The sequence below is a fragment of the Microbispora sp. NPDC046933 genome, assembly GCF_040644635.1.
Taxonomy (GTDB): domain Bacteria; phylum Actinomycetota; class Actinomycetes; order Streptosporangiales; family Streptosporangiaceae; genus Microbispora.
The window spans coordinates 274,170-294,902 of the sequence record NZ_JBEYWW010000003.1; the positions used below are offsets into that span (position 1 = coordinate 274,170).

Sequence of the window (20,733 nt, forward strand, 5' to 3'; positions counted from 1 at the left end):
GCGTCGGTGTCAGATTCCGGTGGTCACCGACACGCGACGCCGGAAGACCGATTGACGAACCGTCGTGACACCGCCGAGGCGCTTGGACAGCCAGTCCGCGAAGATCGCCATAGGCACCGTGATCACGAGGTAGATGACCGCGGCGGCCGTGAACACGGTCATGTAGTTGAAGTAGATCGCCCCCTGCTGGTAGGCGATGTGCATGATCTCGCTCACCGTGATCACGCTGGCGAGGCTGGTCGCGTGGAACATGGTGATCGTGAGGTTCACCAGCGGGGGGATCGAGATCCTGGCGGCCTGCGGCAGCACGATGTGGCGGTAGGTGTCGAAGCGGCTCATCGAGAGCGAGTCCGCGGCGTCGGTCTGTCCTCGCGGCACCGCCGCTATGCTCGAGCGGATCATCTCTGCGGAGTAGGCAGCGGCCGACCAGACGAAGGCGATGCAGGCTGCCGGGAACGCGTCGAGGAGGATGCCGACCGAGGGCAATCCCTGGTAGACGACGTAGAGCAGCACCAGGATCGGTATGCCGCGGCCCGCCTCGACAAGGACGAGGGCAACCCAGTTCGCGGCCTTGGAGCGCGCATCCGTCAGGAGTGCCAGGAAGAAGCCGATGGGATATCCGACGCCACAGCTGATTACCGTGAGCAGGAGGGCGACGCCGAGCCCAGGAAGCAAGGTGGGAATCCAGTGCGGCCACTGCCAGAGCCAGGACAGCGGGGTGACGTTGTTCATACGACCGCGTACCTCCGCGTCAGTCGGGTGTGGATGGTGCGCGACAGGACGCCGAGCGGAATGCTCAGGGCGAGGTACAGAGCGCCCGCGAAGACGTACAGCACCAGACCGTTCCCGTGCAGCTCCACCTGCTGGCTGGTGACGTAGGTGATCTCACCGACACCGATGATGGAGGCGAGCGCCGAATCCTTGATCAGCCCCACGAAGTATGTCGCGACCGTCGGGCTCACCACGCGGAACAGCTGGGGAAGGATCACGTCCTTGGCGACACTGACGCGGCTCAGGCTCAATGACCACGCCGCCTCGTATTGGCCGAAGCGGATGGCCTGAAGCCCGCCCCGGTAGATCTCGGCCATGCTGGCGGTGGAGATGACTCCCAGGGCGACAATCGCGGCGGGCAGAGCGGGGATGACGACCTTGAGTTCCGCCATACCGAAGAAGATGATGAAGAGCCACACGAGCGCCGGCACACCGCGGACGACGTGGACGAAGGTCGCATAGATCAATCGGAGGACACGGAGCCGACTCTGCGCCAGGAGCACGAGGGGTGCGCCAAGGACGACGCCGATCACGCCCGACACCAAGGTCAGGACGAGTGTCAACCAGATCGCTTCGGCGATGAGCCCGAGTGCCGTGCCCATCAGCGCCCCAACACTGCCGAGAGGAACTTCTGCGTTCGCTCGTGGGCAGGCGCGGACATGACCTGTTCTGGTTGTCCCTGCTCGATGATGGCGCCATCCACCATCACGACGACCTGGTTTGATACGTGGCGAGCGAATTCCATCTCGTGGGTGGCGATGAGCATCGTCGTCCCATCGGCTGCCAGCTCGCGCATCACGGCGAGGATCTCGGCACCGACCTCGGGGTCGAGGCCGGAGGTCGGCTCGTCGAAGAGCATCAGGTCCGGATCCATGGCCAGGGCCCGGGCGATGCCGATGCGCTGCTGTTGGCCACCGGAACACTGACTAGGGTATGCATTCGCCTTCGACGCCAGACCCACTCGATCCAACTGGGCCAGGGCCCGTTCGGTGGCCTCCTTCTCGGACCGGCCAAGCACTCGCATCTGGGCCAAGGAGACGTTCTTCAGCGCGGTGAGATGAGGAAACAGGTTGAAAGACTGGAACACCATCCCGGTGTGTCGGCGCAGGCGCAGGACCTGCTGCCGCTTGACCTGCCCGGTCCCGAAAACGATCCGCTTGTCGGCGATCGCGAGGCTGCCGCTGTCTGGGGTCTCGAGCAGGTTGAGGCAGCGCAGGAGAGTGCTCTTACCGGCGCCACTGGGTCCGATCAGCGCGATGACTTCACCCTTGGCGACGGACAACGACACGTTGTCGATCGCTCGGTGCTGCCCGAAGTCCTTGACCAGCCCCTCGGCACGCACGAACTCCTGACCGAGTTGGTGGGCGGTGGCGGTTGCGCTGGCGTCTGAGTGCATCGACATGAGGCAGCTCCTCAAAGGGTCCGGAAGGTGCGGTCGAAGAAGTTCAGCCAGTTCTCCCCCATGATCGCGACCACCTCGGCCTCGGAGAATCCACGTGCCCGCAGCGCCTTCTCGATGTTGGGGAAGTCGGCAGGGCTCTGGATCCAGTCGAGTTTCGTGGCCTTCCCCGGGTTGTCCTTGCTGCCGGCGCCGTACTGCTTCTCCCGCGCCCAACGGCCTTGCCGCATCCAGGTGAGGTAGGGCATACCCCCGGTCTGCTCGAAGTCGGTGCCGATCCCGACCTTGTCCAGTCCAATCCGATCGACGGTCCACGCCACCATCTCGGACCACTTCTCGGGCGTCGTGTACTCACCCACGATGTTGCTGTAGACGGCCAGCCCGATCATGCCGTCGTTCGCCTTCAGTGCGTCGAGCACGTCATCGGACTTGTTGCGGGCATGCGGGGCGAGGCTGTAGGGGTTGGCATGCGTGACCGCGACGGGAGCGTCCGAGTGCTCGATGGCCTGGACGCTCGTCGTGTTGCCGACGTGCGAGAGGTCGACGACCATGCCGGCCCGGTTCATCTCGCGGACCACGGCCTTGCCGAAGCGGGAGAGGCCCGAATCTGTCGGTTCATAGCAGGAACCGCCGATATCGGACTGGATGTTGTAGGTCAGCTGCCCGACCCTCATCCCCATCCGCGCGAAGAGCTCGACGAAGCCCAGCCGGCCGGATAGGAATGAGAGATTCTGGCTCCCCAGCAGAATGGCTGTACGGCCACTGGCTGCGATCCGCCGGATGTCGGCAACGGTGTAGGCGATTTCCACCAGGTCGCTGTTGTCTTCCGCCATGTACCGCCACTTGACGAGCTTGTCCATAGTCTCGGCGGCGTCCTCCCACCACGCCAGGGTGGAGACAAAGCATCCGATGCCACCGGCGCGGAGCTGCTCGAGGGCCGGCCGCTGATCGGGGTGGTCCATCTCGAAGGGCGTGCAGAGCAGGCTGTCGACGTAGATCATGCCGTGTTTTCTCTTCTCGTAGGCAGAGAGGAAGGTCAGGAGGCCGAGGACGCGGCACCGAGAAAATAGGCTGACTCGTCTCGGTCGTCCGGGGCCTCAAAGGTGAGGACCTCTTCTGGATCGAACTGGCTCGTCAGTCGCTGTCCCGGCTTGTAGACGTCCTTGATGGTTCCGGTGTGCTGGCGCGAGATGTCCGTGTCGGGGTACATGCCGGCGTGCGAAGGGTAGTAGACGTCCCACCAAGCCTGGGCGGGCAGATCGACGCCGTCTCGGATGAAGCGATCGAGGGCGGCGTGGTACCGCGCGGCCACCTCGTCGGCGGCCATAGGTCGGCGTACCACCAGGACGATGGCGCCCTCGCCCTCCGAGACGACCTCGCCGTCGACCCCGTACTGGTTCAGGGCCAGCAGCAGACCGGGGAGGGCACGGTCCGGGTCCACGTGGCTGATCCTCGCGGTGATGCCGGCAGTGGTCGCGGCGGCACCGAGCACGTTGACGAGCACATGGCCCAGCACGAGCAGACTCTGCCCGCCCCCGTCGATCATCACCTCGCTGTCTGCGCGAGTGACCACGGGCGCGATCCACGGCCCGGCGTTGCCTTCGGAGTCGAGAGACCTGGCCAGCAAGGCGCCGAAGGCGTGTGCGACCGCGGGATCGGCCATCAGCGCGGAGACGAAGAAGTCGCGGGCCCCATGCCACGAGCCCTCGGGCACGCGGAGGGCCTGCATCGCACGACCGGAGATGAGCCGCACCTCACGGTGCCGAAGGGTGAGGCGTTCACCTTCGGGGGATCGGGGGGCCACCAAGGGGGTCTCCCTCGGGGCGATCTTGATCGGGCTCTCGGAGCGAGCTGCCCGTGCCGGCGCGGGCGGTGTGCTTGGCACGGCACCCGTCGAGGCAGGGTTGACGGACCGGTACGACCACCACCAGCCGCTCGGATCGGCGCCGGCGAGCTCGTCCCGGAAGGGCGCGCCCTCGAAGATCAGCCCCAAGATGTTGCGGTTGAGGTAGTCCTCCGTGCGGTCCAGGCCGTGCACGAACGAGTTCATCAGTCTGATGAGCCAGGCCGGCACGAAATCGGAGTCGTGCGGGTCGGCGTGGGGCACCGCGTAGGGACTCGTGGCCAAGGACAACACCAGGCGGGTGATGTACTCCAGGTCGGGACGAGCTGCCAACAGCACACCGATCGGCTCATCGGCTGGCCTAACGAGGAGCTCCGCCCGCAACTCGCGTGTCTTGACGGGATAGTTGGGGACCACCTCGTGGGCATCGGTCACCTCGTGGCGCGGACCGGAGCGCGGCTCCTCGGCCGCGCGCGACTGGTACCACACCCGGTCACGGCGTTCCTCGTCGTTCAGCGGGAGCTGCAGAGCCCACTGGAACCTGGCATCCAGAGCCTTCAGCACACTCGACACCGGTGTGGCCGGATCCAGCATCAAGGTCTCGTCGAAGACGAGCCGCTCCCGGACCAGCCGATCGCAGTACTCGGGGATGATCTCCAACAAGATCGTGTTGAACGACGCTTCGGCGTCTGGGCTGACTCGATCGCGGATCGTACGATGTGCAGCCGCGAGCGACGTCTCACCCTGCTCGCGGTGCAGTTCGCCTCGGCGAGCAGCACGAACGACCGTGCGGATGCGCCGCAGGTCTGCCGCGTGCTCCTTGCCACCGGTGAACACCCGGTACTTGGTGTTCTCCAGGGAACGGTAGGAGATGGCCCGGTCCAGCAGCCGCTCCAACGTCTCGTAGCGGGGGTCGCCGGCGTCGATCGGTTCCGACAGAACGTGCTCGAGGGCCTCGACGTAGGCGGCCAGGTACGCGTGGATGAGGCGAGGCCGGTTGTAGACGAACATCACGAGGCCCAACGCCGAGCCGTTGCCCACGCCGATGACGCTCCGGGTCTCACGGGAGAGCCGGACCGCGCCCCGGGGGTTGTCGATTCGCGCGAGTTCCTCGACCACATCGACCGAGAGCTCACGCATCAGATAGGCGGCCAACATCTGTGCGAAGTACGACGTCGAGAGCGGATGACCAGCCGGGATTGCCTGGAACGAGGTGGTGCCGAACGTCCCGTTGCCGTCCAGGCCGGTGTTGCGCATGAGGTACCCGACCTTCTTGATCGCAGCGGCGTCGGGTTGACGTCCGGCGGCCAGGGACTCGCGCACATGCTGGAAGATGCGCAGAGACTGGTTCGATCGGAACCAAACGAGCGTGCCCTCGGGTGCGCGGCCCTCGTAGAGCTTGTGGATCTCGCGCCCGGTGACCTCGACCTGCTCGTCCGTGGCGATACCGTCGACCAACGAGCCGATCATGTCCCAGCTCGTGCCGACAATCCGCCCGGTCCGGTTGCCGGCCACCGGTTGGTTCAGCCAGCCGAGGAAGGTGATGCGGCCTTGAGGAGTGTTCACGGTGTAGCGAGCCCGGCCGTTGCCGTGCGGGTCTAGCTCCAGGTAGTCCTGCTCGATGGTCCAGCCGTCGCGGATCATGGTGTTGATGAATGCCCTGGACGCGCTCAGTCGCGTCGGCTGCAACGCTCCGAGTCGACGCGCGTCCATGACCCGAGCGGGGTCGGCGATCTCCTGGATGGTGCATCTGGCCACTTCAGCCGGGTTCCCTTCGGGCTGCTCGTTCACTGTGACGTTGAGATCAAATATTGTTTGATAGATGTCCTGTAATGTTTGATTGAGCATCGAAGCAGGGCCGGCGGTTGCCGTCAATAGGTGAACGGTGGCCAGACCCCGGGCGACAAGGCGAGCGGAGCCGTTACGGTGAGCCGCGAGGGCGAGGAGGCACACGATGGCAGGGACGCCGATGCTGCAAACAGTGGTGAAGACCATCGACGTGCTACAGGCGCTGAGCCAGGAGGACACCGAGTCGGTCAGCCTGGCCCGGATGGCGGAAGTACTCCGCTGGAGCCGGCCGGCAACGCATCAGTACCTGACCAGCCTGGTGAGAACGGGGTGGCTTGAGCAGGACCAGGACCGGCGCTACCGCCTCGGGTACGGGGCAGTGCTGTTCGCGGAGGCCGTCGCACAGAAAAGCGGGACTCCGCGCGCAATTCTCCGCACGATGGAGGAGCTGGTGCAAGTGCTCCAGGAGCCAATCTCATTCGCCATCCTGCACGGCGATGAGGTCCTGATCATCGAGAGGCGGGAGCCACGGCGTCCGCTGATCCACCGGAATCCTGAGCGTCACCTGGGCCTCGATTCGGCCTCAGGACAGGTCTTGCTCGCTTTCGATCCTCGGGCTCGAGCCGACTTAAGTCATGAGCTCATGACCCTCGCTGAGGAAGCTCGGCGCAAAGGATACGGTGAGATCCGAAACCACGAGTGGCTAGGTGACGAGGTCGAGGCGGTCGCAGTCCCGATTATGCGCGGGGAAAGGTGTCTCGGCGCCCTGAGTGTCATCGCACCGGCCGGGCGGATGTCCATTCCAGATGCGGTGTCGGAACTATTCAACGCTCGGGCCCGAACCGAGGAAGCTCTCTTGAAGCCCGAGCCGCCGGACGAAATTCCCTATTTCTCGCAATGATCGCGGCCTCACCTCTGACGAGCGTTCTGGGTGAGCCAGCACAAGGGGCTCTACAACCTGGATGGACGCGAACTATACGCGAAATGATCAAGCAAGACACGAGGGCCGATTAAGGCGTTTAGGCAGATTAAGGCCAGGGCTCAAGCTGAAGGATCACCGCTCTCCTAAAGCGGGTGTCGCAGGTTCGAATCCTGCCGGGATGCTCATCAAGCAGGGCGGGCAGGGCTTCGTATTGCGGACCAGGCGACGGTTATGCGGGTCCGGGAGGACAGTGTGGGCGGTGCATGAAACCGTTTGGCTGGCGCCGCAGATGGCCCCGCAACTACGGCAACCCTGCTTCTTGGAGAGTTGGCGGTTCTACCCTGGGGTTCTTCACCTTCTGGGCAGGGCCGCTGACCGGCACTGACCCCTTAATTTATATTGATCAAGGGTTCCGGGTCTATGCTGCGGACCTTTAGCCTCGATCTTTCGTGCCCATCTGGTGGCTGGCTGAGCGGTTCGGCTGGAGTGTGAAATCGCCGCCGTGGTCAGCCTGGTGGCCCGGCTGTCGCGCCGGGTGGGCGGGGTTCCACGGGTCCGCGGGGGTGTCCTTCCTGGGTTGCCGGGGCGGGTTGGTGCTGGTCACGTCGGTGCCGGGAGTGCCTAGAGCCGGGTGATAGCGGTGACCAGCCGGCCGGCCCAGGGCCAGGATGCGGCGATGCGCAGACGCAGGCGTCGTCCGCCGCGGACCAGGCGGGCGGCGACGGCGAACAGGCGCAGCCGCAGCCGTTTCGGCTCATACCGGCGGGCCGGTCCGTCCAGGGCGAGCATCTGCATCCAGGCGATGAGCTCGCAGGCCAGGGCGACGATCTCCACCCAGATCTGGTTCTGGGTGAAGTCGTGCAGCGGCAAGTTGCGCAGCCCGGTGTCCTTGGCGGCGCGGATGCGGTCTTCGCATCGGGCGCGGCGGCGGTGCCGCAGTTCCAGGTCGGCGAGCTGGCCACGGCGGGTGTTGGTGACGAAGCAGGTGAAGCGGTGCCCATTGATGTCGGTGAAGCGCAGCTGGGCGCCCGGGTGCGGGCGTTCGGGCCCTCCCCCCCGATGTGTGGACACCTTGAGTGCCAGATCATGGAGATCTGGAGACCGAGGAGTTCCTGGTGGTCATGAAGGTCTATCCGCCTGAGTTCAAAGCTGACGCGGTCGCGTTGTATCTGTCGGACCCGGCCCGGACGATCACGTCGGTGGCCCGGGATCTGGGGATCAGCCGGGAGACGCTGCGATTGTGGGTGCGCCAGGCCCAGGCGGCGGGCACCGCGCCGGCGAAGGCGAGGCCGGTGCCCAAGCGCTTGCAGGCCCCGCTACCGTCGAGCGACGTGGAAGAGGAGAACAAGCAGCTCAAGGCCCGGATCCGAGAACTGGAGCTGGAGCGTGACATCCTGCGCCGGGCGGCCAAGTATTTCGCCGGGGAGACCAACTGGTGAGTCGCTTCCAGTTCGTCGCCGACCACGCCGGCGCCTTCGTCAAGCGACTGTGCCGCGTCCTTGCCGTGTCCCGCTCAGGGTTCTACCGCTGGCGCTCGGCCGCGCCCGTACGGGCGGCCCGCGCCGCCGCGGACGCCGAGCTCGCCGACCGGATCAGGCAGATCCACACCGAGTTCGACGGGACCTACGGCAGCCCCCGCATCACCGCTGAGCTGCGCCAGGACGGGGCTCGCGTCAACCACAAGCGGGTGGAGCGGGCACGCCTAAATCGAGCCGTCGCACGCTCCTATCAAGCCACACCGGCGGCCGGACCCCGGCGGGCCGCACATCAGGACAAGCCACCAGCACCTGCCGGGGCAGCGAAAAAACGAGCGAACCCGCCGGGATGGTCTCGACGATATTCACGCGAAGAAAACCGCGGCCTTCTTCAGGATCTCCCGCTCTTCCCGCAGCTGACGGACCTCCCGCCGCAGCCGGGCCAGCTCCTGCTTCTCCGCGCTGGTCAGACCGTCCTCACGGCGGCCCTCATCGCGCTCAGCCTGGACCACCCAGTTACGGATGGACTGCGCGGTCGGCTCGAACTCCTTGGCCAGTTCCTCCGGCGTCCGGCCGGCGCGGACCAGCTCCACCATCTGCCGCCGGAACTCCGGCGGATACGGCGGACGTGACATCGGCACTTGTGCACTCCTCCCGGGACACATCGTCCCAAGCACTCAGCTGTCCACAAGACCGGGGCAACATCAATCAGCGCCTCGCGTAGCGGGTCGGGCATCGGCGGGTTCACCATCCGCGCCGCCGCGAGGGCCGCCTCTGCGCGTACGCCCCGTGCGCCAGCCCAAGGCGTTGCGCGGCCGTGCGGAAGTCGGCGTACTCATCCTCGGTCAGCACGAACTTCACCACGTGCGGCCGTGGCACCGCCTGGCGTTGACGCCGCCGCCGCACCTGCCTGGACCCCGTGCTGGACCCGGTGTCCTCTCCCCCATCGGACATGCTCGTGACCGCTCCTCCGACGACCGCGCCCGGTCGCAATCGTCTAGAACCCACCCCCGACTGGTGGCGGGCGGTTCTGATCACGAATGTCCCCCGCCGCATCCCGCCGGATGCAGCGGTAACGGGACATTACGAATATCTTGCTCTCCCGCCCTGCGGGACACTCCCGCCCTGCGGGCCTCAGACTGCGGGCGCAGCGCCGTGGGCCCACTGCCGCCATTCAACGCCTCGGGCACGTCGCGGTACTCCAGCAGGCGCTGGCCAGCGATCTTCTCCAGCAGGTCGCGGACCTCGGCAGGGGTAGCGTAGAAGAACTCACGGCGAGCGTTGGCCTTGTTCACCCGCCGCTCGCGCAGTTCATCGTGGAGCCGGCTTTCGAGAGAGACGGCGTCCTCGCTGAAGATCAGCGCGTGGGTGTCGAACTCGAACGGCACCGAGGCATCCCCCAACTCACGCACCCGGCCTCCGGGCTCCGGCCGCCTCGTCATGCCGAGCTTCACGACGTTCTCGCCGAACGCGCCGATATTGGAGATGACATACACATAGCCCGCCCGGATGTTGGCCTCGCGCGCCTCCACATCGGCGACCGCGGCGCCGATCTCCTCCAGCTTCGCATTCAGCTCCTCCGCGCCCGCCCTGTCGCCGTTCGCCAGCAGCATGGCCAGCGCGGTGCGGTAGTGGGACTCCTCCTTGCGCAGGCGGGTCTTCTCGCGTTCGAACTCCCGGCGCGCGGCCTCCTCCTCCCGCTGCCGCTCCCGCTGCGCGCGGACCTGTTCCTTTCCTCCTCGACCTTGGCCAGATAGTCGGCGGTCAGCTGCAGCTCGTGCACCCGTAAGCGGTGGTAGCCGTCGCTGACGTGGATGTGCATCGTCTTGCCGAGCTTGACGATGGCCTCGCCGACCTTGCAGGCGTGTTCCGATCCGAATGGAGGTCGGTGCGGGTCGCCGGGGCCCGTGCCACCTCGGTAGTGGTGGTGCTGCCGTTGAGCCCGACCGTGGTGCCGAACGAGATCAAGGCGCCAGCCGCAGCGCCGATGCGCTGCTTCTCGGGAAGGCTACTGCACTTGCAAATCCATGCGCGCAGCTGCGGTTTTCTGTCCGCTTCCGGGCAAGAGCTGCTCGTACTGCACGCCGATCTTCACGATGGGTCTCCGCAAGCCATCGTCCGCGGCACTGCATCCGGCACGAACCCTTCATAACCGGCCGCGATATTTGCATGAACCGGTCGGGGAGAGCCGGGTACCGGGCGGACACCTCGAGGGTTCGTATCGGGGCATCCGCATCTTGCGCTGTGGGCGAGGCGCCGCTACTCCTGTCGCTCAGCCGTTCGGCCGACGCTTGCTGAAAAAGGCGACCATCTCGGGGTCGCGGTGGTCGAAGAAGAGACTCGTGCCGGTGTCGAGGGTGGCGATGGCGGCCATCTGATCGTCGGTGAGCTCGAAATCGAACACGTTGAGGTTCTGCGCCATGCGGTCGGGGCTGACCGTTTTCGGGATCGTGACGATACCGCGCTGGATCAGCCAGCGGAGCACGACCTGCGCAACGGACGTGCCGTGCGCCTTCCCGATCTCGGTGAGCACGGGATGGGTGAACAGGTCGTTCCTACCTTCAGCGAAGCCACCCCAGGACTGGTGCTGAACACCGTGTTCGCCCATGAGGTCCTGGTAGGCGGCGCGCTGGAAGAACGGGTGGGTCTCGATCTGATTGACCGCGGGCGTGATCTCGTTGTTGAAGATGAGGTCTAGGAGCCGGTCGGGGTAGAAGTTGGAGACGCCGATCGCCTTGGCAAGTCCCTCGCGGTTGACCGCTTCCATGGCGCGCCACTGGCCATAGACGTCGCCGTAGGGCTGATGCATCAGGTACAGGTCGACGTAGTCCAGATGCAGCTTACTCAGGGACGTCTCGAAAGCGCGCCGGGTGTTGTCTTGGGCGGGGGCGTCCTGGATCCACAGCTTGGTCGTGACGAACAGCTCACCGCGCGGGATGCCGCTGCTCTTGATGGCGCGGCCGACCGCCTCCTCGTTCCCGTACGCGGCTGCGGTGTCGAGCAGCCGGTAGCCTGCGGCGAGGGCGTCGGAGACGGCCTGTTCGGTCTGCTCCGGCGAAATCTGGTAGACGCCGAAGCCGAGGATCGGCATCTCGATGCCAGCGTTCAAGGTGACGTACTGCATGCTTCTTCCATAAGTTGTCGAGTGGCCCAGGAGGGCCGGGCACGGCTGATGGTTTCTTGCCTTCTGCGGCTTCCAAGCGGTGGCCGTCCGGTTCTCCGGGAGCTCGGTCGCTACTTGATTCCGCTGGTCGCGATCGCTGACACGAAGCGTCGCTGTGCGACGAGGAACAGGACGATGACGGGCACGAGCGCGATCACGCTGCCAGCCATCAGGAGTCCGTAGTCGCTGTTGTGCTGGCCTTTGAACAGCGCCAGCGAGGCCGGAAGGGTCTGCATGTCCGCGTCGGAGGTCACCATCAGGGGCCAGAGGAGGTCGTTCCAGTTGGCGATGAAGTTGAACAGGCCGACCGTGACCACGGCGGGACCGGCGAGCGGAGCCATGATGGTCAGGAAGATTCTGAACTCGCCGGCACCGTCGATCCGTGCGGCCTCCTCCAGTTCCTTGGGCAGTGCGGTGAAGAACTGACGGAAGAAGAAGATCCCGAAGGCGTCCGCGATACGCGGAACGATCAGGCCCTGAAAGGTGTTCAGCCAGCCCAACTGCGAGAGGAATTCGTAGACCGGGATGAACGTGATCGATATCGGCACCATCAACGTCAGCAAGACCAGCATGAACCACACGTTCTTGCCTCTGAAGTCGTACCGCGCGAACGCGTAGCCGGCCAGCGCGTCGAGGAACACGGAGGCCACGGTCACCAACCCGGCGAAGATCACAGTGTTCGCCAGGTCACGGCCCAACGGGATGTAGTGCCAGATATGGATGTAGTTCACCCACGTGAAGTGCTGCGGTAGCACCTGGGTCGGTGCCGACTCCAGATCCCCCTGGGTGCGGAAGGAGGTGGACAGCATCCAGACGAAGGGCAGCAGGAAGCACGCGGCGACGATCAGGAGGCCGGCGGAGCCGAGCCACTGTGCGCCGCTGTAGCGGCTGAGTCGGCGCGCTGCCATCAGTACTGCACCGTCCTGTTCTTGAACAGGCGAAGTTGCAGGCCGCTGGCGACCAGCAGGATGGCGATCAGGATCCATGAGAGCGCCGATGCGTAGCCGAGCTGGTAGTTGTTGATTCCGGTGTCGAAGATGAGCATGACGAGGGTCTCGCTCTTGAAGTAGGGCCCGCCGGCGGTCATGACGTAGATCTGGTCGAATACCTGCAAGGAGAAGATGACCGCGATCATGAAGGCGAACATGGTCGTGTTGGCGAGCAGCGGCCAGGTGATGCTGCGGAACGTGCGCGTTCTGCTCGCGCCATCGAGCCGGGCCGCCTCGTACACCTCTTTCGGGATCGACTGCAGCCCTGCCAGGTAGAGGATCATGAAGAAGCCGACGTTGCGCCACACGCCGACCGCCATCACCAGGGGCAGCGCCAGCGAAGGATCGCGCAGTCCATCGCCGAGGGGGATGCCGATGTGACTGAGGGTGCCGGAAAGGAAGCCGATCTGGGGGTCGAGCATCGCGGTCCACGCGATCGCGGTGATCCCCAGCGACGCCACGAACGGCAGGAAGACGGCCGCGCGAATGAGGCCCCGGAACGGCAGCCTCTGATTCAGGCAGAGCGCGAGGAGCACCGCCAGCGCGATGGAAACAGGTGTGGTGACCAGCGCGTACTCGGCCGTGTGGATCAGCGCGCCTTCCACGCGTGGGTTGTGCACCGCGGTCACGTAGTTGTCCAGTCCTACGAACTGCGGGGTGGTGAAGCCGTCGTCATTGGTCAGGGAGACCCAGAACGACCTGGCCACCGGCCACAGAACGAAGATGCTCAGGATCAGCGTCGCAGGCGTGAGGAATCCGATGGCCGAGCGCGTGGACCGGCGGGTACGTGGTGAGCCGGCAGGCGTCGATCCCGTTTTTCCTTGGTGGAGCACGGTCAAGGACACGATGGCTTCCTACTGCAGGTCGGACTGGAGTGCAGCGGAGGCGGACTTGAGCACGTCGGCTGCCGAACCCGGGGTGCGTTCGATTCGCTGCACCGTTGGAATGAAGACGTTGTTGACGATGTCGTTGGCCTTCAGCACGGCACCAGGGAAGAAGCGCATGTTCTGCTTCGCCGCGAAGAGGCTGGCCGTCGGGTTCGCGGCCAGTTCGCCGGCCGGGATGTCGGTGCGGTTGGGCGGGTACGAGGACTTGACCGACCAGGTGACCTGTGACTGCTTGGAGTTCCAGAACGCGAGGAACTTCAGCGCGGCCTGACGGCTGGCGTTGGGAATGCGAGATGCCACGGCCAGCGCCGCTCCGGCGGCGATGGTCATCTGCGAGCCCGATTCCCCTGCGGGGAAGGGCATCACACCGTAGTCGACCTTCGCCGCCGTGTAGTTGGTCGTCGACCACGGGCCGTCCAGGACAAAGGTCGCCCGGCCGGCGGAGAAGAGATTGGACATGTCGGACCCGGCGAGACCGGCAGGCGAGATGTGCTGCTGCTGCATGAGGTTCTTCCAGTAGTCCACCGCGGCGACGGTCTGCGGGCTGTCCAGCTGCGACGTCTTCCCATCCGTGGAGACGATCTCGCCGCCGCGCGACCAGATGAGCGGTGCCCAGATGGGCAGCGACGCGTGGTCCGGGATCGGGAAGCCGTAGACGTTGCTCTGATCCTTGCCCTCGGCGTACCGCGTGGTCTTGATCGCCTGCTCCACGATGCCCTCCAGCGTCGTGGCCGGCTCCTTGAAACCTGCCTTCGCGAGCAGCTTCTTGTTGTAGTAGAGCATGGCCGGCCCGGCTTCGAACGGCGCGGCGTAGGTGTGGCCGTTCCACATACTGGGTGCCAGCAGGGCGGGCGCCATCGCGTTCTTGTCGAGCAGCCCGGGTGAGTACAGGTCATCGATCTGCTGGATGAGTCCCCGGGCCGCGTAGCCGGCGACCGTCGACGCCTCGAACGCCGCCACCGTCGGACCGGAACCCGACTTGTACGCGGGAAGGATCTTCTGCTGGAAGACGTCATAGGGCATAATCGTCATATTGACGCGAATTCCCTGTTGTGAATCGTTGAAGTCGCGAACGATCTGTTCGACAGCCGGACGGTCCGATGCGGTGTTCGTGTTCCAGAACGTGATCGTGACCGTTTCCTTGCCGTTCCCGTTCGTGGCATCTGGCGCGCTGGAGCAGGCGCTCAGCATGGTGGCCGAACACGCTGCCGCCATCGCGCCTACGACGAATCGACGCATTTGTATCCCCTAGCGTGAGGTGTGGATTGGGCGACACGGCCCCTCGCCAGGCGTGACACCAGCCGTGAGGGTTCGTCGCTGCTGCGCAGGAGCGGTGAAGGCAGCCGGATCGGCGGTGCCCGCCCGCGCTGTGCTGTGCCGTGTTAGCAGGCGATCAGGGGGAACCACCTCGGTCGAGCCTGGATTCCCACGTTTACCTTAAGTAGCGGTTACGTTAAACTGCGGCCATGTTCGACGTCAAGGGATCGAACTAGGCGGTTGCAACCTTGGCCCCTGGCGAGGATCACGGGACGCTGCGGCGTTGACCGGCGGGGGAGGCTTCAGGTGGCTGTCACGGTGCGGGACGTCGCGCGCGTGGCGGGGGTGTCGGTCAAGACGGTCTCCAACGCACTGCACGACCGGCCCAACGTCAGCGCCGCTACCAAGCGACGCGTCCTGGAAGCGGCTGCCGAGCTGGGGTATCGCCCCAATCCCGCAGCACGCCGGCTGCGGTCGGGCCGCACAGGAGTGATCAGCCTCGTCATCCCGGAGTTGCGCAACCCCTACTTCGCCGAGCTGGCCGCCGCGGTCGCCGAGGCGGCGCGCGCGCAGGGCCTGTCGGTGATCATCGAGCAGACCGGCGGCGACATGAGCCAGGAGCTGCATCTGGTCACCGGCGCTGATACGCCCCTGATAGACGGCACGCTGTACAACGCTCACGCTCTCGACGAGAGCTACTCCGACATGCTGCTCGCCGGGCCGACCCCCATCGTTCTGCTCGGAGATCGCTACATCAGCGACAAGTTCGACCGCGTGACGATGAACTCGGCCGACGCCACCCAGGCGGCGACCGAACACCTGCTGGCGCTCGGTCGGCGGAGGATAGTCGCGCTTGGCCCCTACCCGCGAGAACTGCGCGGACCTGCGTCGTTCCGCCTCGACGGATACAAGCACGCCCTGCTGCAGGCCGGAGTGCCCTACGACGAGGACCTCGTCGTACCCGTCAGGGAGTGGTTCCGCGGCGACGCGGCCCTGTCCATGCGGCGATTCATCGCCCGGTCAGTCCCCTTCGACGCTGTAGTGGCGTTCAACGACCTGATCGCCGTCGGCGCACTGCGTGCGCTGCACGACGCCGGCATGGACGTCCCGGATCGCGTGGCCGTCATCGGCTTCGACAACCTCGAAGAGTGCAAGTACACATACCCGTCGTTGAGCACCGTCGACTTCGGCTTGGCCGAGATGGCCGAGGTCGCGCTGGGCTTCCTGCGCTCCCGAATCGAGGGAACCTACAGCTCGGGGCCAGGCCGTGAGCATCGCACGCGATACCGCATCGTCGGCCGGGAGTCGACGGCGGAGTCCTGAGGCCGGCCTTCCACCCGCTCGGACGCCTCGCTGTCAGCCCCGCTCCCGTAGTTGACAGTCACGGTCAGCTCGACACGAACTCTTGCCACACCGCAGGCGCTCCCGGTATACCGAAGAAGGTAAACGTGGGACATGGCGCTCCTCGCTTCGCTGTCCCCCCTGTCGGCGGACTCACGCCCGCCCCTTCGATCCCCTGTCGGCGCGCTCAGCCGATCCAACATGGATTGCGAGTCACACACTTGATGTATACGAAACTGGGCCGATCAGGCGTGGACGTGTCCAGGCTCTGCCTTGGCACGATGAATTTCGGACCTCGGACAGCCGAGCAGGATGCACACGCGATCATGGACGAGGCCCACTCGGCGGGCATCAACTACTTCGACACCGCAAATCAGTACGGTGCACCGTTCGGCCAGACCGAGGAGATCATCGGTCATTGGTTCGCCCAGGGAGGAGGGCGCCGCGAGCGCACCGTCCTCGCCACCAAGGTGTACGGAAAAATGGGCAGCTGGCCGAACGAGGGAGGGCTTTCCGCTCTGCACATACGCCAAGCCCTCGACGCGAGCCTCAAGCGGCTTCGCACCGACCACATCGACATCTACCAGTTCCACCACGTGGACCGTGCGACACCGTGGGAAGAGATCTGGCAGGCGATCCAGGTCGCGATAGACCAGGGCAAGATCCTCTACGTCGGCAGCAGCAACTTCGCCGCATGGCATATCGCCACAGCCCAGGCCGCCGCGAAGGAGCGCCACCTTCTGGGCATCGTCAGCGAGCAGTCCCTCTACAACCTCGCGACACGAGACATCGAACTGGAAGTGATTCCCGCCGTTCAGGCGTACGGACTCGCGCTCGTTCCATGGTCGCCGCTGGCCGGGGGGTTGCTGGGCGGCGCTTCAGCCCTTGCCCCCGGCAACAGCCGACGCTCTTCGCCGCGGGCACAGGACCGGGAACTCGCGCAGAGCGAGCGACTCGGCCGGTTCCATGACACGGCCGCCCGCCTCGGGCACGCGCCGGCGTCCGTCGCTCTCGCCTGGCTGCTGCATCAGCCCGCCGTGACCGCTCCGATCATCGGCCCTCGCACCGTCGAACAACTCCACGCCGCGCTCAAGGCCCTGGACGTGGAACTTCGCGCCGAAGACCTCGATGAACTCGACGAGATCTTCCCCGGCAAGGCGCCGGCACCGGAGCACTACGCGTGGTGACGCGAAACGACTCGTCCAGCCCTTTCGACACCCGCGATCAGCCGGGCCGCAATCCGTCCCTTTGGAGTTGAAGTGAACGCATCACCCGCGCGCAGCGCGTCGGTCAACATCCAGCCCGACCGGACGACCAAGACCTACAGCCGTGACCTGTTCGGTCACTTCATCGAACACTTCCACCGCCAGGTTTACGGCGGGATCTTCGAACCCGGATCACCGCTCTCGGACGAGCGCGGCTTCCGCCAGGATGTCATCGCCGCACTACGCGAACTGCACGTTCCGGTCGTTCGCTGGCCGGGCGGCTGCTTCGTTTCCGGATACCACTGGCAAGACGGCATCGGGCCCGAGCGCACACCGGTCTTCGACCGGGCATGGCGGGTTACCGACCCGAACACGTTCGGAACGGACGAGTTCGTGGCGTGGTGCCGGGAAATAGGCGCGGAACCGTACATCTGCACCAATGCCGGGACCGGGACCGGCGAGGAGATGGCCGACTGGCTGGAATACTGCAACAGTCTGCCGGGAAGCCGATGGGCTGACCGGCGCGCCGGCTACGGCAACCGTGCGCCGCACGCGGTGCGTTACTGGAGCATAGGCAACGAGAATTACGGCGCGTGGGAACTCGGCGCTCGCACGCCCGGCGAGTGGGGCCACTACGTGGCCGAAGCCGCGAAGATGATGCGCCGCACGGACCCGACGGTGAAGCTGCTCGCCGCCGCAGTCGACGACGTCGACTGGACGATACCGCTCTTGAAGGCCGCCGGACGCTACCTCGACTACGTCTCGATCCACGGCTACTGGGATCACCTCAACGAGGTCAACGAGCCGTCGGACTACCGCCAGTGCATGGCGTTCACAGTTCTTCCAGAAGCACAGATCGCGAAGACTGAGGCGATCCTGGTCGCGATGGACCTCAAGGACCAGGTCTCCATCGCGTTCGACGAATGGAACCTTCGCGGCTGGCATCACCCGAAGCCAACCGATGCGGAGGCCATCGCGGCGCGCGACCTGAACGACCTGAACGCGACCTACACGATGGCGGACGCGATCTTCTCCGCGGTTTTCCTCAACACATGCCTACGGCACGCAGACACCGTGCGCATGGCGAACATCGCACCTACCGTCAACGCACGCGGGCCGCTCTTCGTCCACCGCGACGGCATCGTCCGCCGCAGCACCTTCCACGTGTTGCGGCTCTACGCCAGCCTGCTCGGCCCCGAGGTTCTGGACAGCCACACGATCGCTCCGCCGCTGGAAGTCCCTGGCGGCTCCGTTCCGGCGATCGATGTGATCGCAACGCGAGGAAACGCCGGAAGCTCGATCATCATCGCCTTCGTCAACAAGCACGACCGCGAACCCGTTTCCTGCAAGGTCGTGATCGGCAGCGGGCCGATCAACGGAACCTTCGACGGCACGCTGCTAACCGCACCCACCCCCGACGCCTACAACGACGTCGACTCCCCCGACGAAATCCAACCCGTGGACACGAAAGTCACGGTCGAAGACGGAGTGCTCACCCTGCCGCCACACAGTGTGCTGTTCGTCACGTTCCCCTGCTAGGTCGTGAAAGCCGGATCAGTCCTGCCTCTCGTCGCCTTCCTGCTGCTTCAGCGGAATCGGCAGGGGCGGTCTGACGGGCGGCAGCCTCAAATGACCTCCGTCCGGGCACCTCCCCGGCCCGTCGTTCCCTCCCCCGTGCCGTCTCTGGCCCTACGTACATCCCGGAGCACATCACCTCATGCTGAGCGCAACCCTCGCTGTGGACCCCGCCTTTCGTGTCGCCGACGTCAGCCACCGTCTCTTCGGCTCCTTCGTCGAGCACATGGGCCGCTGTGTCTACACCGGCATCTTCGAGCCCGACCACCCGCAAGCCGACGAAGACGGCCTGCGCCGCGACGTCCTGGCCCTCGTGCGCGAACTGGGCGTGACCACCATCCGCTATCCAGGCGGCAACTTCGTGTCCGGCTTCCGCTGGGAGGACAGCGTCGGCCCGGCCGCCGACCGCCCCACTCGTCTCGACCTGGCCTGGCACAGCACCGAGACCAACGCTTTTGGCCTGCACGAGTTCGCCCGCTGGGCCGACAAGGCCGGCGTGGAGACCATGATGGCCGTCAACCTCGGCACCCGCGGTGTGAAGGAGGCTGTCGACCTGCTCGAATACTGCAACCACCCGCGCGGCACCGCTCTGTCCGACCGGCGTGTCGCCAACGGAGCGAAGGACCCCTTCGGCATCCGCATGTGGTGCCTCGGCAACGAGATGGACGGCCCCTGGCAAACCGGGCACAAGACCGCCGAGGAGTACGGTCGCCTGGCCGCAGAGACCGCCCGCGCCATGCGCATGGTCGACCCCGGCCTGGAACTCGTCGCCTGCGGCAGCTCCAGCTCGGCCATGCCGACCTTCGGCTCCTGGGAGGCCACCGTCCTGGAACACGTCTACGACCAGGTCGACTACATCTCCTGCCACGCCTACTACGAGGAACTCGACGGTGACCTCGCCAGCTTCCTCGCCTCCCCGGCCGACATGGACCACTTCATCGAAGCGGTGGTGGCCACCGCCGACCACGTCCGCGCCAAGCGGCGCGCCACGAAGCGGATCAACCTCTCCTTCGACGAGTGGAACGTCTGGTATCTCTCCCGCTACCGCACCCAGGACCCGGGCGACGGCTGGCCGGTCGCCCCGCGGGTCATCGAGGACCAGTACAACGTCGCCGATGCCATCGTCGTCGGCGGCCTGCTGATCAGTTTGCTCCGGCACAGCGACCGCGTCACCGCCGCCTGCCTGGCACAGCTCGTCAACGTCATCGCCCCCATCCGCAGCGAACCCGGCGGGCCCGCCTGGCGCCAGACCATCTTCCACCCCTTCGCCCAAGCCGCCCGCTACGCCCGCGGCACCGTCCTGCGCACCGAAGCGTCCACCCCCACGTACGAGACCGCCCGCTACGGCGAAGTGCCTGTCATCGACACCGTCGCCACCCACATCACCGATAGCGACGGCCCGGACGGCGGCGAACTGACCATCCTGGCCGTGAACCGCCACACCACCGACGCCGTCGAACTCGCCATAGACCTGCGGGCCTTCCCCGGCTACATGCCGGTTGAGCACACCGTCCTGGCCGACCCTGAAATCCGCGCTGCCAACACCCTCCATCACCCCGACCGCGTCCGCCCCCGCGCTGCCCCAACCGGGCCGGTCACCGACGGCCACCTGACCGTCACCCTCCGACCCATCTCCTGGAACGTCATTCGCCTGCGCCCCGCCGGCTAACGCACTCCCCGCCGCGATGGCGTCCCTGGAGTCGTGTAACAGCGCCCCAGAAAGCAAGTCGCCCCCGCGTGACGGTTCATGGCGGCGAGGTAGGTCAGACGAAGAAGCACGATCGACCCACCCCCGCGACGAGTACGAACCGGTCCGTTCCAGTCCGGGCGGTGGTGGTGCAGGCGCCACCACCGCATTCACATGTACGCAGCTCCTTACGGCGGTGTTCGCCCTGGTGCTCCTGGTCGTGCACGCGTCGGCGGTCTCAGCGGAAACGATGGCGGCCGGGCCAGAATCAACCGTGTGGGGCGACTGCCCCACGGCGCCGGCCGGGGTGGAGGTAGACCCGAAGCAGAAGTCCGGCACGCTGCGCGTTCCGCTGGACTACCGCCGGCCGCACGGCCGGACGATCGAGAAAGCCGTGTTCCGCATCCCCGCGGCCGACCCCGCCGGACGGC

The 20,733-nt window shown here is 65.9% G+C and carries 17 protein-coding genes and 3 pseudogenes; 7 read left to right on the plus strand and 13 right to left on the minus strand.

Features of this window, described 5'->3' with window-relative positions:
- Nucleotides 1-9 precede the first annotated feature (9 nt).
- Genes ABZ857_RS05855 through ABZ857_RS05875 form a run of 5 tightly spaced genes read right to left on the minus strand, consistent with a single transcriptional unit; the run spans nt 10 to nt 5,888 of the window.
- Nucleotides 10-732: an amino acid ABC transporter permease gene (locus ABZ857_RS05855; protein WP_357038118.1), complete on the minus strand. Its 723-nt coding sequence runs from the start codon at nt 730-732 to the stop codon at nt 10-12.
- Nucleotides 729-1,373, minus strand: a complete 645-nt coding sequence (locus tag ABZ857_RS05860) for an amino acid ABC transporter permease (RefSeq protein WP_357038121.1) — start codon at nt 1,371-1,373, stop codon at nt 729-731. The genes ABZ857_RS05855 and ABZ857_RS05860 overlap by 4 nt, the downstream gene beginning before the upstream one ends.
- Entirely contained in the window at nt 1,373-2,173 is an 801-nt protein-coding gene (locus ABZ857_RS05865; RefSeq protein ID WP_357038124.1) for an amino acid ABC transporter ATP-binding protein, read from the minus strand. The genes ABZ857_RS05860 and ABZ857_RS05865 overlap by 1 nt, the downstream gene beginning before the upstream one ends.
- An 11-nt stretch (nt 2,174-2,184) precedes the next feature.
- Nucleotides 2,185-3,171, minus strand: a complete 987-nt coding sequence (locus ABZ857_RS05870; RefSeq protein WP_357038128.1) for a membrane dipeptidase — start codon at nt 3,169-3,171, stop codon at nt 2,185-2,187.
- A gap of 35 nt (nt 3,172-3,206) precedes the next feature.
- On the minus strand, nt 3,207-5,888 hold the full coding sequence (locus tag ABZ857_RS05875; protein WP_357038131.1) for a hypothetical protein: 2,682 nt from the start codon (nt 5,886-5,888) through the stop codon (nt 3,207-3,209).
- Between the two features lie 79 nt (nt 5,889-5,967).
- Between ABZ857_RS05875 and ABZ857_RS05880 the strand changes: the two genes are divergently transcribed.
- Entirely contained in the window at nt 5,968-6,702 is a 735-nt protein-coding gene (locus ABZ857_RS05880; protein WP_357038133.1) for a helix-turn-helix domain-containing protein, read from the plus strand.
- Nucleotides 6,703-7,344: 642 nt separating this feature from the next.
- Here the strand turns inward: ABZ857_RS05880 and ABZ857_RS05885 are convergent.
- Nucleotides 7,345-7,767: pseudogene (locus ABZ857_RS05885) on the minus strand (transposase); the annotation flags it as partial.
- Nucleotides 7,768-7,838: 71 nt separating this feature from the next.
- Here ABZ857_RS05885 and ABZ857_RS05890 point away from each other — a divergent pair.
- A pseudogene (locus tag ABZ857_RS05890) lies at nt 7,839-8,419 on the plus strand (transposase); the annotation flags it as partial.
- Nucleotides 8,420-8,581: 162 nt separating this feature from the next.
- Here ABZ857_RS05890 and ABZ857_RS05895 read toward each other — a convergent pair.
- The 3 genes and pseudogenes from ABZ857_RS05895 to ABZ857_RS05905 form a co-directional block, all read right to left on the minus strand.
- A pseudogene (locus ABZ857_RS05895) lies at nt 8,582-8,839 on the minus strand (transposase); the annotation flags it as partial.
- Nucleotides 8,840-8,942: 103 nt separating this feature from the next.
- Entirely contained in the window at nt 8,943-9,152 is a 210-nt protein-coding gene (locus tag ABZ857_RS05900; protein WP_357038136.1) for a hypothetical protein, read from the minus strand.
- Nucleotides 9,153-9,232: 80 nt separating this feature from the next.
- Nucleotides 9,233-9,811, minus strand: coding sequence for a GIY-YIG nuclease family protein (locus tag ABZ857_RS05905; protein WP_357038137.1), 579 nt, complete (start codon nt 9,809-9,811; stop codon nt 9,233-9,235).
- 197 nt (nt 9,812-10,008) lie between these two features.
- Between ABZ857_RS05905 and ABZ857_RS05910 the strand changes: the two genes are divergently transcribed.
- The gene (locus tag ABZ857_RS05910; RefSeq protein ID WP_357038140.1) at nt 10,009-10,350 is read left to right on the plus strand and encodes a hypothetical protein; all 342 of its coding nucleotides are present in this window, start codon (nt 10,009-10,011) and stop codon (nt 10,348-10,350) included.
- A gap of 120 nt (nt 10,351-10,470) precedes the next feature.
- Here ABZ857_RS05910 and ABZ857_RS05915 read toward each other — a convergent pair whose 3' ends face one another.
- The 4 genes from ABZ857_RS05915 to ABZ857_RS05930 all read right to left on the minus strand — a co-directional run bounded on the left by ABZ857_RS05915 (nt 10,471) and on the right by ABZ857_RS05930 (nt 14,476).
- Nucleotides 10,471-11,322, minus strand: a complete 852-nt coding sequence (locus ABZ857_RS05915; protein ID WP_357038143.1) for an aldo/keto reductase — start codon at nt 11,320-11,322, stop codon at nt 10,471-10,473.
- A 110-nt stretch (nt 11,323-11,432) separates the two neighbouring features.
- Entirely contained in the window at nt 11,433-12,269 is an 837-nt protein-coding gene (locus ABZ857_RS05920; RefSeq protein WP_357038146.1) for a carbohydrate ABC transporter permease, read from the minus strand.
- Entirely contained in the window at nt 12,269-13,195 is a 927-nt protein-coding gene (locus tag ABZ857_RS05925; protein WP_357038149.1) for a sugar ABC transporter permease, read from the minus strand. The genes ABZ857_RS05920 and ABZ857_RS05925 overlap by 1 nt, the downstream gene beginning before the upstream one ends.
- Nucleotides 13,196-13,204: 9 nt before the next feature.
- Complete coding sequence (locus ABZ857_RS05930) at nt 13,205-14,476, minus strand: ABC transporter substrate-binding protein (RefSeq protein ID WP_357038151.1); 1,272 nt, start codon at nt 14,474-14,476, stop codon at nt 13,205-13,207.
- Between the two features lie 324 nt (nt 14,477-14,800).
- Here ABZ857_RS05930 and ABZ857_RS05935 point away from each other — a divergent pair, with 324 nt between their 5' ends.
- From ABZ857_RS05935 to ABZ857_RS05950, 4 genes are all read left to right on the plus strand, one after another.
- Nucleotides 14,801-15,817 carry a LacI family DNA-binding transcriptional regulator gene (locus tag ABZ857_RS05935; RefSeq protein ID WP_357038154.1) on the plus strand — a complete coding sequence of 339 codons (1,017 nt, stop codon included), beginning with the start codon at nt 14,801-14,803 and terminating at the stop codon, nt 15,815-15,817.
- A gap of 242 nt (nt 15,818-16,059) precedes the next feature.
- A complete protein-coding gene (locus ABZ857_RS05940) occupies nt 16,060-17,022 on the plus strand; it encodes an aldo/keto reductase (RefSeq protein ID WP_357038157.1) in 963 nt (320 codons plus the stop codon).
- Nucleotides 17,023-17,094: 72 nt separating this feature from the next.
- Entirely contained in the window at nt 17,095-18,579 is a 1,485-nt protein-coding gene (locus ABZ857_RS05945; protein WP_357038160.1) for an alpha-L-arabinofuranosidase C-terminal domain-containing protein, read from the plus strand.
- Nucleotides 18,580-18,757: 178 nt separating this feature from the next.
- On the plus strand, nt 18,758-20,284 hold the full coding sequence (locus ABZ857_RS05950) for an alpha-N-arabinofuranosidase (protein ID WP_357038163.1): 1,527 nt from the start codon (nt 18,758-18,760) through the stop codon (nt 20,282-20,284).
- Nucleotides 20,285-20,733 lie beyond the last annotated feature (449 nt).

Coding starts and splice junctions, on each gene's coding strand:
- ABZ857_RS05870 (WP_357038128.1), bottom strand. CDS start 3,171: ATGATCTACGTCGACAGCCTGCTCTGCACGCCCTTCGAGATGGACCAC.
- ABZ857_RS05940 (WP_357038157.1), top strand. CDS start 16,060: ATGTATACGAAACTGGGCCGATCAGGCGTGGACGTGTCCAGGCTCTGC.
- ABZ857_RS05950 (WP_357038163.1), top strand. CDS start 18,758: ATGCTGAGCGCAACCCTCGCTGTGGACCCCGCCTTTCGTGTCGCCGAC.
- ABZ857_RS05860 (WP_357038121.1), bottom strand. CDS start 1,373: ATGGGCACGGCACTCGGGCTCATCGCCGAAGCGATCTGGTTGACACTC.
- ABZ857_RS05930 (WP_357038151.1), bottom strand. CDS start 14,476: ATGCGTCGATTCGTCGTAGGCGCGATGGCGGCAGCGTGTTCGGCCACC.
- ABZ857_RS05855 (WP_357038118.1), bottom strand. CDS start 732: ATGAACAACGTCACCCCGCTGTCCTGGCTCTGGCAGTGGCCGCACTGG.
- ABZ857_RS05905 (WP_357038137.1), bottom strand. CDS start 9,811: ATGCTGCTGGCGAACGGCGACAGGGCGGGCGCGGAGGAGCTGAATGCG.
- ABZ857_RS05915 (WP_357038143.1), bottom strand. CDS start 11,322: ATGCAGTACGTCACCTTGAACGCTGGCATCGAGATGCCGATCCTCGGC.
- ABZ857_RS05880 (WP_357038133.1), top strand. CDS start 5,968: ATGGCAGGGACGCCGATGCTGCAAACAGTGGTGAAGACCATCGACGTG.
- ABZ857_RS05900 (WP_357038136.1), bottom strand. CDS start 9,152: ATGTCCGATGGGGGAGAGGACACCGGGTCCAGCACGGGGTCCAGGCAG.
- ABZ857_RS05865 (WP_357038124.1), bottom strand. CDS start 2,173: ATGTCGATGCACTCAGACGCCAGCGCAACCGCCACCGCCCACCAACTC.
- ABZ857_RS05920 (WP_357038146.1), bottom strand. CDS start 12,269: ATGGCAGCGCGCCGACTCAGCCGCTACAGCGGCGCACAGTGGCTCGGC.